Below are 13,744 nucleotides of genomic sequence, written 5' to 3'. Positions count from 1 at the left end.
ACGTTTAGAGGAAGAGATGGCTTACATCATTCTCTTCCTCCCCCTTTTTAAAACCCTTACATTTTTGTGGACAACCAAAACCTAATTCTGTTGATAATGTGGATAACCCTGTGGAATACTTTAATTTCCGCCATTTACCTTGTTAGTAATTAAGTTGATAACCTCTCCATTTTTCCACAATCACTATTGTGATTATTTTCTGAAAAAACCATCAACAAGCTTCCCTCTCTTGTGGCTAATTTGTTTTAACTTTTTCACTAGAAATAATGCTGAAAGAGTATTTTATTTCCCCATTTACCATTCTAAAAACGAAGAACCACTTAATCACTGCAGAAATTAAGTGGTCCATCATGATTTATTCCCCTTTTATGGCCCGTTTTCGTATAACCAAGGATATACTTAAGCCCGCTACCAACAGGAATAATCCTCCGATTATCCAATTATATTCGTTTGTTGCAGTGTTCGGTAATGTTTTCCCTGTGTTGTCAGTCTGCGGATTTTCTGCACTTGGCTTATCTGTTCCCGGTTCTTCTGCTCCCGGCTCTTCTGCTCCTGGCTCTTCTGCTCCCGGTTCTTCTGCTCCCGGTTCTTCTGCTCCCGGTTCTTCCGCTCCCGGTTCTTCTGCTCCTGGCTCTTCTGCTCCTGGATTTTCAAAAAGTGATTGCATTTCGGTTTCTGTAAGAACAATTCCATCATATACGCGTACTTCATCCATTAAACCTTTAAAGGGCATGTCCCAATAGTTTACACCTAAACTAAATTGGGCATTAACGGTTGTAAAGACATCTGGAAAATCCCCATCAGAAAATTTTTCCTCTCCATTAATGTAAACCTTTGCTTCTCCTTCATTTACCGTAAATCCGAAATGTGTCCATTCATTTTTTGGGATTATAGAGTCAGATACCGCATCATACCATTGGTCACTATTATGGGACCATACCTTTGTCACATTCTGTGCATTCGGCACAAGACTAATCCAATTATTCTCTGTTCTCGCGCCGAAGAAAGTCGTTGTAAATTCCGTGATTTCTTCCGGTTTCATCCAAAGTGATATGGAATACTTATTACTTGCAATTAAACCATCTGCCAATTTAAGTCCAGATTCTCCGTTAAATTTAGCAGCATTCCCTGCAATACCCTTTGCAAACGTAACTTCCCCGCCTGTATTGTGAATGCGATCACCTGTTACTATTGCATCGGCCTGATTACCAGATCGATCTGCAAACCCATCATTAAAGTCATAATAGGCAGTTAATCTCCCTTCCTCTTCTGCTAATACATGAACCATTACAGACAATGTTTCTTTCGCATCCCCTAAAGTAATAGTTGCTGTTAATTTTACATCAGCATTTTCAGAACCAAATGGCGGTCTTGTTACAATCCCATCATTGGAAATGATTTCTGGCTGTGAAGATTCCCAGACAATGGCTGTACCTTGCGCTGCTTGAGTTGGCAAGGAGATATCCTTGATTGCCTCGGTCGGAATGGCCTTAATTAGTTCCGCTTTCACACTTGCAACCACTTCTTGGTTTGATTTACTATCCACACGACTTCCCCAAATTACGACTCCCTCACCAGACATAGCACTAAAGGTCATCACCCATTTCGCGGCTGCAGGATCATATTGACGAATAAATACGCCATCATATATTTGTCCTTCTATCTCAACTTCGACTCTGTAATCATCGTATAGCTTCCATGTCCCACTTACAGCACCGGAAACTGTCTTATCTGCATTTAATTTAATCCATTGCGATTCTGTTAATTTCCCCGTAATCTCTTTGCCGTGATTGATATACTTATAATCACCAACAATATCTTTCTCAGACACAGTCTCTATTGTTTCACCCGCATATTGAAATGGAGTTGGCACTGGCCATTTCTCCTTGTTTTTAAAGGTTTGATGGACACGCACTTGATGCAGTTCTCCTTGCTGAGGGAATCGAGCATGTGTCACAATAAACTCTTTACCAAGTTCTTCGTCTATCAAATAAGAATTATGTCCTGGTGACATATATCCTGTTCCTATCCCACTGCCCTCTTCTCCAAGATCTCTTTTAAACAAGAAATTCCCCATCATTTTATTCCCAATTTCTTTATGATCATCATTGCTCGGGAAATTCCCTGTCCCTAAATTAAAGCTTTCTGGAAAAACAGCAGCATTACCAGCGGCGTCTTCATACGGGCCATCAATCTTTTTTGATCTAAACTGCCTCATTTGATAACCACCGTCAGAAGCTAATCCACCGTACGTAATGTAAAGATAGTAATACCCTGTTTCCTTATCGTAAACAGCATATGTTCCTTCCCCAGATCTTCCATATCCCCCAGCAATCTTCGTACCGAAATATCGATCAACTATTCTGCCATCCGAGGTTTTTCCATCCTTTCCAGGATAAATGGGTACACCAGTTTTCTTATCTAGCGGCAAAATAAACGTTCCACCTGACCAGGAACCATATGTCATCCATAAATCTCCATTCTCATCATAGAGAATATTTGCATCAATCGCATTCGTATAAAGGGCGTTATTATAATTTCCCTCACTTGTAAACCAATCTGGATTTACATTATCTAAAGTACCGTCTGCAATCAAATCTGCGATATTCGTATTTTCCCAATGTTTATTAATCACACTCTTATTATCAGTCGTTTCAAAATTGGTAAAACCAGAATATATAATAGTATCCCTATAATCATAAGGCCCCTCTATATTCTTCGATACAGCAATGCCTATCGCTGAACGAATATAGGTAGAAGATACACTATAATACAACATATAAGCTCCCTTTGAACCATCATCCCAAGCATAATCTTTATTCCAAAAAATATCAGGAGCCCATACAGAATAACCCCCAGTGCTATCTGCATCATTTTCCCCTGCCCATTTAAAAGACTCTGCAAGATTTTCAGACAAATTCCCATAGATTGGATTATTTTCTGGCGTTTGATATTCACTTGTCACCAGAGAAGTCCAATTCATTAAGTCCGTTGATTTGGCTGCTGCTATATGTGATCCAAAAACATAATAAGAGCCATTATTCCCTTTAATGATGGACGGGTCGTGAACGGAAACATGCTGAAATTCGATTGAATCAGTTTGAGAGCCTTCTGCCTTTACCTGTTTCTCCTTTTCATAAGGCCATGGAAATAGTACGATTATGACCAACAAAAAAAATAACCCTTTTTTTATAACACACTTCACCGTTTCATTCTCCCCTTCACTGCTTTCGTTTGTAAACGCATACATTTCTATCCATAATAAATCCCATCTTATCTACATTTTTTGATAGGAAGTCTTGTGATGTACAGAACCAAAGTGAACGTTCAGATTTTTTATGTAAAATGGGGTACAATATGGATGCCTTTCGATGATACTAATATTTAATCAATTAATTAAGATTAACTTTTACATTAACTATATTTCCACCCCTTTCTTAACTTCTATCTTACCCTACTCCCCATTAGCTTACTATATTCCCAATCCTTAAACAATAAAAAAACCATATTTCATGGTAATATTCATATAATTATCAAAACTAATCTACTTACTATCCTATGTTTATGTCCCTTAATAAATACTATTTTAGATTACAAAAATAAACAATAAATGTTTTTTATCTTTATTTAATTAATATATTCATTAATTATATATTCGTTTGATTTTATGTAGATAACACCCTCACCGGTAGCAGTACTATATTTCCTCTGCCATTTGGAAAAACAAGGTTGTTTTATTCCTATCATCCCATGAAAGATTCAAAAAACGCATCCATTCTTACAAGCGCTCCCTTTCAAACAGCTGAAAATTCCCTCTTGTTTCAAGTTAGCAATTTCGGGAAAATAGAACTAACTAATACTTTTATTTAAATAGACAGACTCTAATTTGTACGTTTTGATTAGGCTCGTGCTATAATTAATAAATAGTATTAATTTTGTAAAAATGTTAAAGGAGATCTGTTTATGACAAAATTCACTGGCTACATTGGCACATATACAAAAAAGACTAGTAAAGGTATTTATTCATTTGTATTAGACACAGAAGCGAAAAAAATCACAGATGTTTCTCTAGTGGCTGAAATTGAAAACCCTACCTATTTAACGGTTACAAACGATAATCAGCATTTATTCGCTGTCGGTAAAGAAGGCTCTTTAGGTGGTGTTTCTGCTTACTCTATTCATTCAGATGGCAGTCTTGCCCTTATTAACAGCGAATATTCGGAAGGAGCATCTCCTTGCCATGTAAGTGTAAATGCAGACAAAACGCTTGTTCTTTCTGCAAACTATCATAAAGGAACTGCCGAATCCTATCCGGTACATACAGATGGCTCATTAAACAGTGCTGCATCTATCATCGAGCATACAGGGACAGGCCCAAATCCAGCTCGCCAAGAAAAACCTCATATGCATTTTGCTGGATTCAGTCCTAATGATCAATATGCTGTTTCTGTTGATTTAGGAACAGACCGAGTAGATACGTACAAGCTTGTTGATGGAAAGCTAGAAGAAGTTAGCAGTTTATCCGTTAAACCTGGAAGTGGTCCAAGACATATCGCCTTCCATCCTAATGGCAAATTTGCTTATGTCATGACAGAATTAAGCAATGAAGTCATTGCATTATCTTTTAACGCTGAAACTGGAGCATTTGAGGAATTACAATACATTTCTACACTACCGATTGATTTTACGGAAAATAGCCAAGGAAGTGCTATCCATCTTTCTTCAGACGGAAACTATGTTTATGCAGGAAATCGCGGCCATAATTCAATTGCGATTTTCCAAGTAAATGGGGAAACTGGTCAATTAACCTTTATTGACAGAACTTCAACAGAAGGAAACTGGCCAAGAGATTTCGTTCTAGATCCAACAGAACAATTTTTGCTTGCATCCAATGAACAATCGGATACCCTTACTTTATTTGAAAGAGATACAGTTACTGGAAAACTAACTTTATTGCAATCAGAGATAGAAGCACCAGAACCAGTATGTGTAAAATTCTTAAATAATTAATTCAATCATAAAAAAGGAGAATGGTCTCGTAAAAAGCCTTCTCCTTTTTCTCTGTCCTTAAGCTAAGTAAGCTTCCTGCACTTGTTTATTGGTAATCAACTCTGCTCCTGTTCCTTCTAATACAATTTCTCCTGTTTGAATGACATACCCTCTACTGGCAATTTGCAATGCTTGGAAGGCATTCTGTTCTACTAATAAAATTGTCATTCCTTGGTTATTGAGCTCTTTAATAATTTCAAAGATTTGTTCGACAATAATTGGCGCAAGGCCCATGGATGGTTCATCCAACATTAGGACTTCTGGCTGCATCATAAGCGCTCGCCCTATTGCCAGCATTTGCTGCTCGCCACCACTCATTGTTCCTCCTTTTTGCTCGACTCGTTCTTTCAATCTCGGAAAATACTCAAATACTTTTTGCATTCTTGCTTCCGTTAATTGTTTATCCTTTACAGCAAAAGCGCCAATTAATAGATTTTCTCGTACAGATAGCTTAGGAAAAATCCGCCTTCCTTCTGGCACTTGGGAAATCCCTAAAACGGCTGTCTTATGTGCTGCTATATTAGCAATATCTTTTCCATTAAAAAGAATACTGCCTTTTTTGATTGGAACCTGGCCGCTAATAGATTTAAGGGTTGTCGATTTGCCAGCACCATTACTTCCAATGAGGGTAACGATCTCTCCTTTATCAACATGTAAACTAATTCCTTTTAATGCCTGAATTCCTCCATACCAAGCTTCTATATCCGTTAATTCAAGTATCTTTTCCATGCTGATTCCCCCTTTAAGCAAGTGATACTGCTCCTTTTCCTAAATAGGCTTCAATTACTTTCGGATTGGAACGTATCTCTTCCGGACCACCTTCTGCAATTTTTTCTCCATGATCCAATACAATGATATGGTTTGAAATTTCCATCACCAGCTTCATATCATGTTCAATTAAAATAATGGTCAAATCATATTTCTTACACATATCTTGAATTAAACCGGTTAATAGACTTGTTTCCTTCGGGTTCATACCAGCAGCAGGCTCATCTAATAATAAAACGCTAGGCTTTGTAGCTAGAGCCCGAGCAATTTCTAATCTCCGTTGTGCTCCATATGATAAATTTGCCGCTGCTTCATTTAATAGATCAGCAAGCCCAACATATTCTAATAGGCGATATGCCTCTTTCATTGCTTTCTCTTCTTCCTGTTTAGCCTTTGGCAATTGAAGCAATGTCCCAACCAAGCTGCCTTTGATATGGTTATGCATTCCGACCATGACATTTTCCAATACGGTAATATCACTGAAAAGGCGGATATTCTGAAAGGTTCTGGAAATTCCTTGTTTCGCTACGACATGCGGCTTAAGCCCGGCAATTGTTTTTCCGTCAAGGAGAATTTCCCCAGATGTCGGTTTATACACCCCTGTTATCATATTGAAAAAAGTCGTTTTTCCCGCTCCATTCGGTCCTATTACCGCTGTGATAGAATTCCTCTCGACAGACATATCAATATTGGAATTCGCAACAAGTCCACCAAACTTTTTCGTCAATCCTTTCACTTCGAGTATATTCACTTGTGCCCCTCCTTAAGCAATATAGTAGACTCCTGCTTTTCTGTTATGCTCTCTTTTAATTTCTTGACATTAACCTTTTTATTTTTTGCCGGTATTAATCCTTGTGGACGATATAAGGTCATAATAATTAAAAGGGCACCGAAGATAAATCTTTGCATTTTTGCTGGAGATAAGGCATCAGGAATAGTGGTTACTTGGCTTAGCCACCCCGTTAATTCGGTTAGCACCTGTAAGTTTAATATCGTTACAACTGCCGCTCCCAGAATAACACCTGGCACACTTCCCATTCCTCCAAGGATGACCATAACAAGAATGGTCGTAGATTCTAAGTAAGTGAAACTTGTTGGATCCACAAACATTTGCTTTGCGGCAAACACAACTCCCATCATTCCGGAAAACGATGCCCCAATAGCAAATGCCGTCAACTTTGTTTTTACAAGGGGAATTCCCATCGCTTGTGCAGCAATCTCATTTTCTCTGACCGCCTTCCAAGAACGGCCTAATTTTGTATGTTCCATTCTAGTCACAGCATAAATTACAATAATAAACATAACTAGCACAATATAATAGAATTGGTTCGGCTGTGACAAAGTAATACCAAATAGTTCAGGCTGTTGAATACTTGGCAGCCCCATCGCTCCATTCGTGATATTTACTGGCTTATCTAAGTTATTAAATACAATCCGGATTATTTCCCCAAAACCTAATGTAACAATAGCCAAATAATCTCCTTTTACTCTTAATACTGGAATCCCTAATAAAACCCCAAATAGAGCCGCTACAAATAAACCAATGATAATAAAAAACCAAAAGCTATTTCCGGACAATGGATATGTTCCAAAGGGCATGAAGTTATTCGCTTGTGCTGTCGCAAACACGCCATATGTGTAGGCGCCAACAGCAAAGAAAGCAACAAATCCTAAATCAAGCAACCCTGCAAGACCAACAACGATATTCAGCCCTAAAGCCATACAAACATAAATCCCTACCATAGTTGCTACTTCCATATATGCTTGATAGGATGGTCCTTGACTAGCTGAAACCGGGAGAACAATCACTAAGATAAGTAAAGCAATTCCCCACTTCATTTTATTTCCGAGATTCATATAATATAGGAGTAATAGCGATAACAATAATAGTAAAAAAGCAATCACTGATTTTTGCGAGAAAGCCAATGCAGCAGTAGTCACCAATACATACGCAAAGAAAAGAATAATTTGGGCAACTTTATTTGTTTGGATGGTTTTAATCATGTTAGCCATCTTTTCCACCTACACTTTCTCTGCTACGGCTTTGCCAAATAAGCCTTCTGGTTTAAAAATAAGGACGATAATCAATATGGCAAATGCAACAACATCTTTATATTCTGCTCCCATAATCCCGCCTGTGATAACCGACAGATTCGCTGCTGTGAACATTTCAATCAGTCCAATTAACATACCGCCGAGCATTGCTCCGCGTATATTGCCAATTCCGCCTAAAACTGCGGCAGTAAAAGCTTTAAGTCCTAGTATAAATCCAATGTACGGATCGATTGTTCCATATTGAACAGCAAATAATACACCAGTGGCGCCGCCTAAAGCAGATCCTACGAAGAAAGTAACTGAGATAACCTTGTTCACATTAATAGACATTAAAGATGCTGTGTCTCTATCTTGCGCCACGGCTCTCATCGCCATGCCCCACTTTGTTTTGTTAACAAAAAAATCTAATCCTACCATCAAAATAACGGCTACTATAATAACAACTAAAAACGAGCTTTTAAAACTTGCAGCATGAGAACCGAAAACAGATCCGATATTTATTTTGTCAGAAAATAGATTAGGCGAAGTAATTATGTAATTCCCTTTGAATAATTCTGTGATGAAACGAACGATATCCTGTAGTAAAAAGGAGATACCAATGGCTGAGATAAGAGCAATTAGCTTTGGTGCTTTTCGGAGTGGACGATAAGCCACTCTTTCAATTCCCATTCCTAAAAAACCTGTGATGAGACTAGTAATTAGGAGCATGACAATTAAGGAAAGTACAGCAGGCAGCATCGAAGTCCATCCTAGACTTGTTAAAGTAATTAAGATGGCCGTGCCAATGAATGCTCCTGACATAAATATTTCCCCATGAGCAAAATTTATCAATTCTAATATTCCATAAACCATTGTGTACCCCAATGCAATAACGGCATACACTGCTCCTAATGTTAATCCATCAATTAAAACTTGCGGTAATGTTTGTAAAATTTCAGTTAGCATTCTCTTCCCCACACTTTTGATTTAATGGTTTTAGTAGATAGAGTTTAACGGCATAAGATGAAAGATTTCCCGCTACGGTTACTCAACAGATTCTTTCTATTGACGAAATCACCATATATGCTGATTTCTATCTACTAAATAGCTAAGATTAATTTCCGGCATTTAGTTCTTTGCAAATAAAAAGGACGGTTGATATCCATGTCCTTTTTATTTACTCGTTTATTGGCTAATTTCTCCATCTAATGTAGCTGGATATTTGGCTTCATCAAATTTATAAATAAAGATTTTTGCGAATTTATTATCTCCTTTCTCATCAAATCCAACTTCTGTCACTACCCCTTTGTAATCTTGTGTAGCACGCACAGCTTTGGTAACCTCTTCACGAGTTGGTAATTTGTTATCATTCTCTTTAATTGCTTTTTCAATGCCTGCTAATAAAACTGCTGCAGAGTCGTATGCATAGGCAGAATAGGACTCTATGTTTTTGCTGAATGCTGCTTTATAATCTTCAGCAAATTTCGTTCCTTCTTCTGATTGGGTTGTATCACCGGCAACGGAAGTAATGAAGGTATTTTTCACAGCATCTCCTGCGATTTCAACAAAAGTAGATGAGTCTAAACCGTCTCCACCCATGAATGGGATATCTAATCCTTTTTCACGTGCTTGCTTTACCAAAATTCCCCCTTCTGCATAAAGGCCACCGTAATAGATTAGATCAGGTTTTTTAGAGGCTACTTGGTTTAAAACACCGTTAAAGTCTTTTTCACCAACGGTAATTCCCTCATAACCAACAACTTCAGCTCCTAAATCTTCCGCTGCTTCTTTAAAGGCATCTGCTAGACCTGAACCATAAGCTGTTTTATCTTGAACAACAAAAATTTTCTTTGCCCCTAAAGTTTCCACAGCATATTGTGCCCCAGCAGGACCTTGGAAATCATCGCGAGCAACAACACGGCTCACTGTTTTTAAACCGCGATCCGTATAGTCAGTGGCTGTACTTGCCGGAGATACACTTACAAGATTATTTTTTTCATAAACTTCAGATGCTGGAATGGAAACACCTGAGTTTAAGTGACCGACTACCCCTAATACAGATTTATCCGCAACCACTAAGTTAGCATTCGCAACCCCTTTCTTCGGATCTCCCTGATCATCCTGTGCATCTAATTTAAGTTCGAATCCTAATTCAGCAAACTTATCCTTTTGTTGATCAATAGCCAGCTGCGCTCCTAATTTAATTGCTTCCCCTAATGTAGCGCTGCCTCCAGATAGTGGTGATTGTGTAACAATTTTAATTACTTTTTTGTCTCCTGAATCCCCTGAATCCGAGTTTGCGTTTGAAGCACAACCACTCATAAATCCTAAAGCTAATGTTGCAGTCATCGCGAAAGAAAGTACTTTTTTGGATAACATAATATGCCCCCTATCATTGTCTTTTTATCTATGAAACTACAGGATATTTTCCCAATTGCTCCTGTTCCATGTTTGGATTATAATCTTCTTCTAGACAAGTGTCTTTTATATTGTCAGAAAATTTAACAGTATATTTTCTAAAAAGTTAATATATTCTGACGCTTTTCTTCGTACTTCGAAATGATTAGGAATGATTGGTTGTTCAGCATATTGGACATTTGTTGGGGGGAAATTTAATTTAGTTTGAGGATTGGATGAAAGAAAAGATAGCAATTGATTGGGCATTACTTTCTAATATGGGGAGGTTGAGTGGAGCTCATTCGCTTTGTGGGTGTGGTGGAAACGGGGTAGTTTCGTTGTCAAATTGTCTATTTTATCGTTGTTTTAGTGATTTTTTAGTGATTTTTTAGCATTTTTTCTGAGATTAATAGAATTCTACACTCAAATTGAATGTAGAGGGTCTGAGTTTGGCTGATATCAGCCAAACTTTTCGACTTATCAGCCAAACTCTTCGACTTATCAGCCAAACTTACCATTTATCAGCCATACTCTACTACTTATCAGCCAAACTTACCATTTATCAGCCATACTCTACTACTTATCAGCCAAACTTACAACTTATCAGCCAAACTCTACGGCTTATCAGCCAAACTTACGATTTATCAGCCAAACTTACAACTTATCAGCCAAACTCTACGGCTTATCAGCCATACTTACGATTTATCAGCCAAACTCTACGGCTTATCAGCCAAACTTACCATTTATCAGCCAAACTCTTCGACTTATCAGCCAAACTTACCATTTATCAGCCATACTCTACGGCTTATCAGCCACAATAGGGTCAACTTATCCCCAAGGCATATCTGTACTAATAACACTTGCAAATGCTTTACTATGCTCTCTTCTATCTTTACGGATTTTTACGCGTTGTTCTGCTGTGTTATAAAGCATAGTTTCTTCCTCGGACTGGGGGATTACTTTAGGAACCCGTCTTGGCTTGCCGTTCTCATCTAATGCAACAAAGGTTAAAAAAGACGTAGCAGCAAGCTTTCTTTCCCCTGTTTTTAAATTTTCTGCTATTACCTTCACAAAAACTTCCATCGATGATTTTCCTGTATGTGTAACATAGGATTCTAGACATACGGAATCTGTCGGGCGAATAGGAAACAGGAAATCAACGGAGTCCGTTGAGGCTGTGACTACATCGCTTCTTGAATGTCTCGATGCAGAAATAGAGGCCACGTCATCTATATAACTCATCAGTTTCCCACCAAATAAGGAATTATGATTATTTGTATCAATTGGGAATATTCGGCTTGTTTTTACTACTAATGATTCCTTGCAATATTTTTCTTCTTGAACTGTCATTCCGAACAGCCCCCTTTTTTTAAGTAAGTATTGGAAATTGTAATAGAAATATTGTAGATCTACCATCTGAATTTTGTAAAGATAAATGTCCTCCCTGTGCTTTTGCGAGGAGAAGACTATATGGCAATCCTAAGCCGAGACCACGCTCGATATCTTTCTTATTTTTCCCTCGATAAAATCGTTCAAAAATATAAGCCTGTTCTTCTTCTGGTATGCCATAGCCATTATCTTCTACTAAAATTTTGATGTTCTGATTATCATGGGTTAAACGGATTGTTATTTTTCCACCCTGCTTCCCCTTGATTGCATGTATGCTATTATTTAATAAATTTACGATAATTTGTTGAAAACGAACACTATCAAGCATGGTAAAAATCGGCTTTTCTGGATTTATAAAGGTAAGTTTCGCAGAGGACAAAGACTCCATATGGACAATTTCCCATTGATAAATAATTTCTTTTAAAGTCGCCTGTACATTCAGCTTTTCCTTATTCACTTTAATTGAACCAGCACTAAAGCTATTAAAATCTAGTAAATCCTCTACCATGCTTTGCAGTCTGCCAGCTTCCTTTAAACTCATCGATAAAAATTGGCTTTTCTTCTTTTCTGGAATGACATTGTCATTGACAGCTTGAATTAAAGCACTGATAGAGGTGATCGGTGTTTTTAATTCATGGGTAACTCCTGCGAGCAATTGTGTCCGTAAACTTTCCAATGCATAGAGCCGCTTAGTCATTTCGTTAAAAGACAGCATCAATTGGTATAACTCTTTTTCCTGCACTTCTTCATTTAATGTAATGTGATAGTTACCATTCATTAATTGTTGAGCAGCGTTGGCAACCTCTTCAACCGGCTTTGCCATCTTTTTAGATAAAGAATAAATAACGAACCAACCTAGAAGCGCCAAACTAAGAAGCAATAATCCCAGTAATTGATATTCTTCCTTATTTAAATGCTGCAGCTGATTATGCGGCTGAATAATATAGACTGAACCTGTTGGCGTCCCATCCTTACTAATAGGTGCTATGACAACTGATGCTTTTTGATTATTCCAGAGTGTGACCTTTTTAATCGTTAATTCACTGACTAAGGGCAAAGACTCAATTAGCTGCTGTTTTTCGCGAGAGTCTGGTGGGAAGTTCTGATTCATAGAGCGTATATTACCGGCAGCATCTTTTAGAAAAACATCTAATGGCTGCCCTTCATTGATAAACTTCTGTCTATCCTGCAAAAATGGCAGACGAATATCCTTCAATCTGCCTTCTACCATTTCATTAGCATGCTCCGCTATTTCCTGGGCAACTAATTTTGTTAATTCTAAGCGATTTTCCAAAGCATTATGGCGAATCCACAAAATTGAAATAATCCCGATAATCAAAAGACCTCCACATAATGTCAGCAAATATCTTTTTGTCCAATAATATAGAAGAGGCGTTTTTTCTTTATTGTTTTTCCTGAATATAAAATTGATAGCCCAATCCGCGTAATGTTTTAATTTCTCCATCTTTTGGATCCCACCCATTTAATAATTTCCTTATTCTTTTAATCGCTAGATCAACCGCCCGATCACTTCCATCATAGTCATTTCCCCATACATGATCCAGAAGCTGATCCCTTGTAAATGTTTGATTTGGATTGCTTGCTAAAAAGAGAAAGACAGAAAGATCTCGCGGAGTGAAGGGAACCTCAATTCCATTAAGAAAAACTTGATGGGAGACATAATTTATTTTTAAATCGCCATAGTATTTCACTCGCTCATCTTCTTGATAATGGGAGGATCTTCTTAGTACCGCTTGGACACGGGCGATGACTTCCTCCCCTACAAACGGCTTGGTAATATAATCATCCGCTCCATTTTCAAACCCTTTTAGTTTTTGCTCTGTATCTGATAAAGCTGTAAGCATAATAACAGGACATGCCGATTTCTTACGAATAAACGAAAGAACGCTCCAGCCATCTACATATGGCATCATAATATCTAATAGAATAAGGGCAGGAGTTTCTTCCTCTAGCTTCTGTAAAGCCTCTTCTCCATTATAAGCATAATCTACATCATAGCCTGCATTTTCTAAATATGCTCCTAAAACCATAGAAATTGCTAGTTCATCTTCCACAATTAGAATCTTTTTCATCATCTTTTCCTTAT

General features: G+C 37.8%; 11 protein-coding genes. 2 read left to right on the top strand and 9 right to left on the bottom strand.

Translation table 11 applies throughout. The features are described 5' to 3' along the window. Positions 1-355: 355 nt before the first annotated feature. A complete protein-coding gene (locus BCI01S_RS18615; protein ID WP_156485464.1) occupies positions 356-3,205 on the bottom strand; it encodes a lipocalin-like domain-containing protein in 2,850 nt (949 codons plus the stop codon). A 758-nt stretch (positions 3,206-3,963) separates the two neighbouring features. Here BCI01S_RS18615 and BCI01S_RS18610 point away from each other — a divergent pair. Beyond that, positions 3,964-5,010 carry a lactonase family protein gene (locus BCI01S_RS18610; RefSeq protein ID WP_061800634.1) on the top strand — a complete coding sequence of 349 codons (1,047 nt, stop codon included), beginning with the start codon at positions 3,964-3,966 and terminating at the stop codon, positions 5,008-5,010. A gap of 57 nt (positions 5,011-5,067) precedes the next feature. Here BCI01S_RS18610 and BCI01S_RS18605 read toward each other — a convergent pair whose 3' ends face one another. From BCI01S_RS18605 to BCI01S_RS18585, 5 genes are all read right to left on the bottom strand, one after another. Continuing rightward, positions 5,068-5,778, bottom strand: a complete 711-nt coding sequence (locus tag BCI01S_RS18605; protein WP_047944670.1) for an ABC transporter ATP-binding protein — start codon at positions 5,776-5,778, stop codon at positions 5,068-5,070. A 13-nt stretch (positions 5,779-5,791) separates the two neighbouring features. After that, complete coding sequence (locus BCI01S_RS18600; RefSeq protein WP_047944647.1) at positions 5,792-6,568, bottom strand: ABC transporter ATP-binding protein; 777 nt, start codon at positions 6,566-6,568, stop codon at positions 5,792-5,794. Further along, positions 6,565-7,830 carry a branched-chain amino acid ABC transporter permease gene (locus BCI01S_RS18595; protein ID WP_047944648.1) on the bottom strand — a complete coding sequence of 422 codons (1,266 nt, stop codon included), beginning with the start codon at positions 7,828-7,830 and terminating at the stop codon, positions 6,565-6,567. The genes BCI01S_RS18600 and BCI01S_RS18595 overlap by 4 nt, the downstream gene beginning before the upstream one ends. 9 nt (positions 7,831-7,839) lie before the next feature. Continuing rightward, complete coding sequence (locus BCI01S_RS18590; protein ID WP_047944649.1) at positions 7,840-8,817, bottom strand: branched-chain amino acid ABC transporter permease; 978 nt, start codon at positions 8,815-8,817, stop codon at positions 7,840-7,842. Between the two features lie 219 nt (positions 8,818-9,036). After that, the gene (locus tag BCI01S_RS18585) at positions 9,037-10,230 is read right to left on the bottom strand and encodes a branched-chain amino acid ABC transporter substrate-binding protein (protein ID WP_047944650.1); all 1,194 of its coding nucleotides are present in this window, start codon (positions 10,228-10,230) and stop codon (positions 9,037-9,039) included. Between the two features lie 467 nt (positions 10,231-10,697). Here BCI01S_RS18585 and BCI01S_RS25380 point away from each other — a divergent pair, with 467 nt between their 5' ends. Beyond that, the gene (locus tag BCI01S_RS25380) at positions 10,698-11,069 is read left to right on the top strand and encodes a hypothetical protein (RefSeq protein WP_156485463.1); all 372 of its coding nucleotides are present in this window, start codon (positions 10,698-10,700) and stop codon (positions 11,067-11,069) included. 7 nt (positions 11,070-11,076) lie between these two features. Here the strand turns inward: BCI01S_RS25380 and BCI01S_RS18580 are convergent, their stop codons facing one another. Genes BCI01S_RS18580 through BCI01S_RS18570 form a run of 3 tightly spaced genes read right to left on the bottom strand, consistent with a single transcriptional unit; the run spans position 11,077 to position 13,730 of the window. Continuing rightward, positions 11,077-11,598 carry an acyl-CoA thioesterase gene (locus BCI01S_RS18580; protein ID WP_047944652.1) on the bottom strand — a complete coding sequence of 174 codons (522 nt, stop codon included), beginning with the start codon at positions 11,596-11,598 and terminating at the stop codon, positions 11,077-11,079. 19 nt (positions 11,599-11,617) lie between these two features. Beyond that, positions 11,618-13,102, bottom strand: coding sequence for a HAMP domain-containing sensor histidine kinase (locus BCI01S_RS18575; RefSeq protein ID WP_167555738.1), 1,485 nt, complete (start codon positions 13,100-13,102; stop codon positions 11,618-11,620). Then, positions 13,041-13,730, bottom strand: a complete 690-nt coding sequence (locus BCI01S_RS18570; protein ID WP_047944654.1) for a response regulator transcription factor — start codon at positions 13,728-13,730, stop codon at positions 13,041-13,043. Before BCI01S_RS18570 ends, BCI01S_RS18575 begins: the two co-directional genes overlap by 62 nt. Positions 13,731-13,744 lie beyond the last annotated feature (14 nt).

This window comes from Niallia circulans NBRC 13626 (assembly GCF_001591585.1).
In the GTDB taxonomy this organism is placed as follows: Bacteria; Bacillota; Bacilli; order Bacillales; family Cytobacillaceae; genus Niallia; species Niallia circulans.
This window is presented reverse-complemented; position numbering and strand designations above follow the sequence as displayed.

What these genes read in the sequence shown, in the direction of transcription:
- BCI01S_RS18575 (WP_167555738.1), bottom strand. Translation starts at nt 13,102, where the DNA reads ATGGAGAAATTAAAACATTACGCGGATTGGGCTATCAATTTTATATTC.
- BCI01S_RS18585 (WP_047944650.1), bottom strand. Translation starts at nt 10,230, where the DNA reads ATGTTATCCAAAAAAGTACTTTCTTTCGCGATGACTGCAACATTAGCT.
- BCI01S_RS18595 (WP_047944648.1), bottom strand. Translation starts at nt 7,830, where the DNA reads ATGGCTAACATGATTAAAACCATCCAAACAAATAAAGTTGCCCAAATT.
- BCI01S_RS18610 (WP_061800634.1), top strand. Translation starts at nt 3,964, where the DNA reads ATGACAAAATTCACTGGCTACATTGGCACATATACAAAAAAGACTAGT.
- BCI01S_RS18605 (WP_047944670.1), bottom strand. Translation starts at nt 5,778, where the DNA reads ATGGAAAAGATACTTGAATTAACGGATATAGAAGCTTGGTATGGAGGA.
- BCI01S_RS18580 (WP_047944652.1), bottom strand. Translation starts at nt 11,598, where the DNA reads ATGACAGTTCAAGAAGAAAAATATTGCAAGGAATCATTAGTAGTAAAA.
- BCI01S_RS18570 (WP_047944654.1), bottom strand. Translation starts at nt 13,730, where the DNA reads ATGAAAAAGATTCTAATTGTGGAAGATGAACTAGCAATTTCTATGGTT.
- BCI01S_RS18590 (WP_047944649.1), bottom strand. Translation starts at nt 8,817, where the DNA reads ATGCTAACTGAAATTTTACAAACATTACCGCAAGTTTTAATTGATGGA.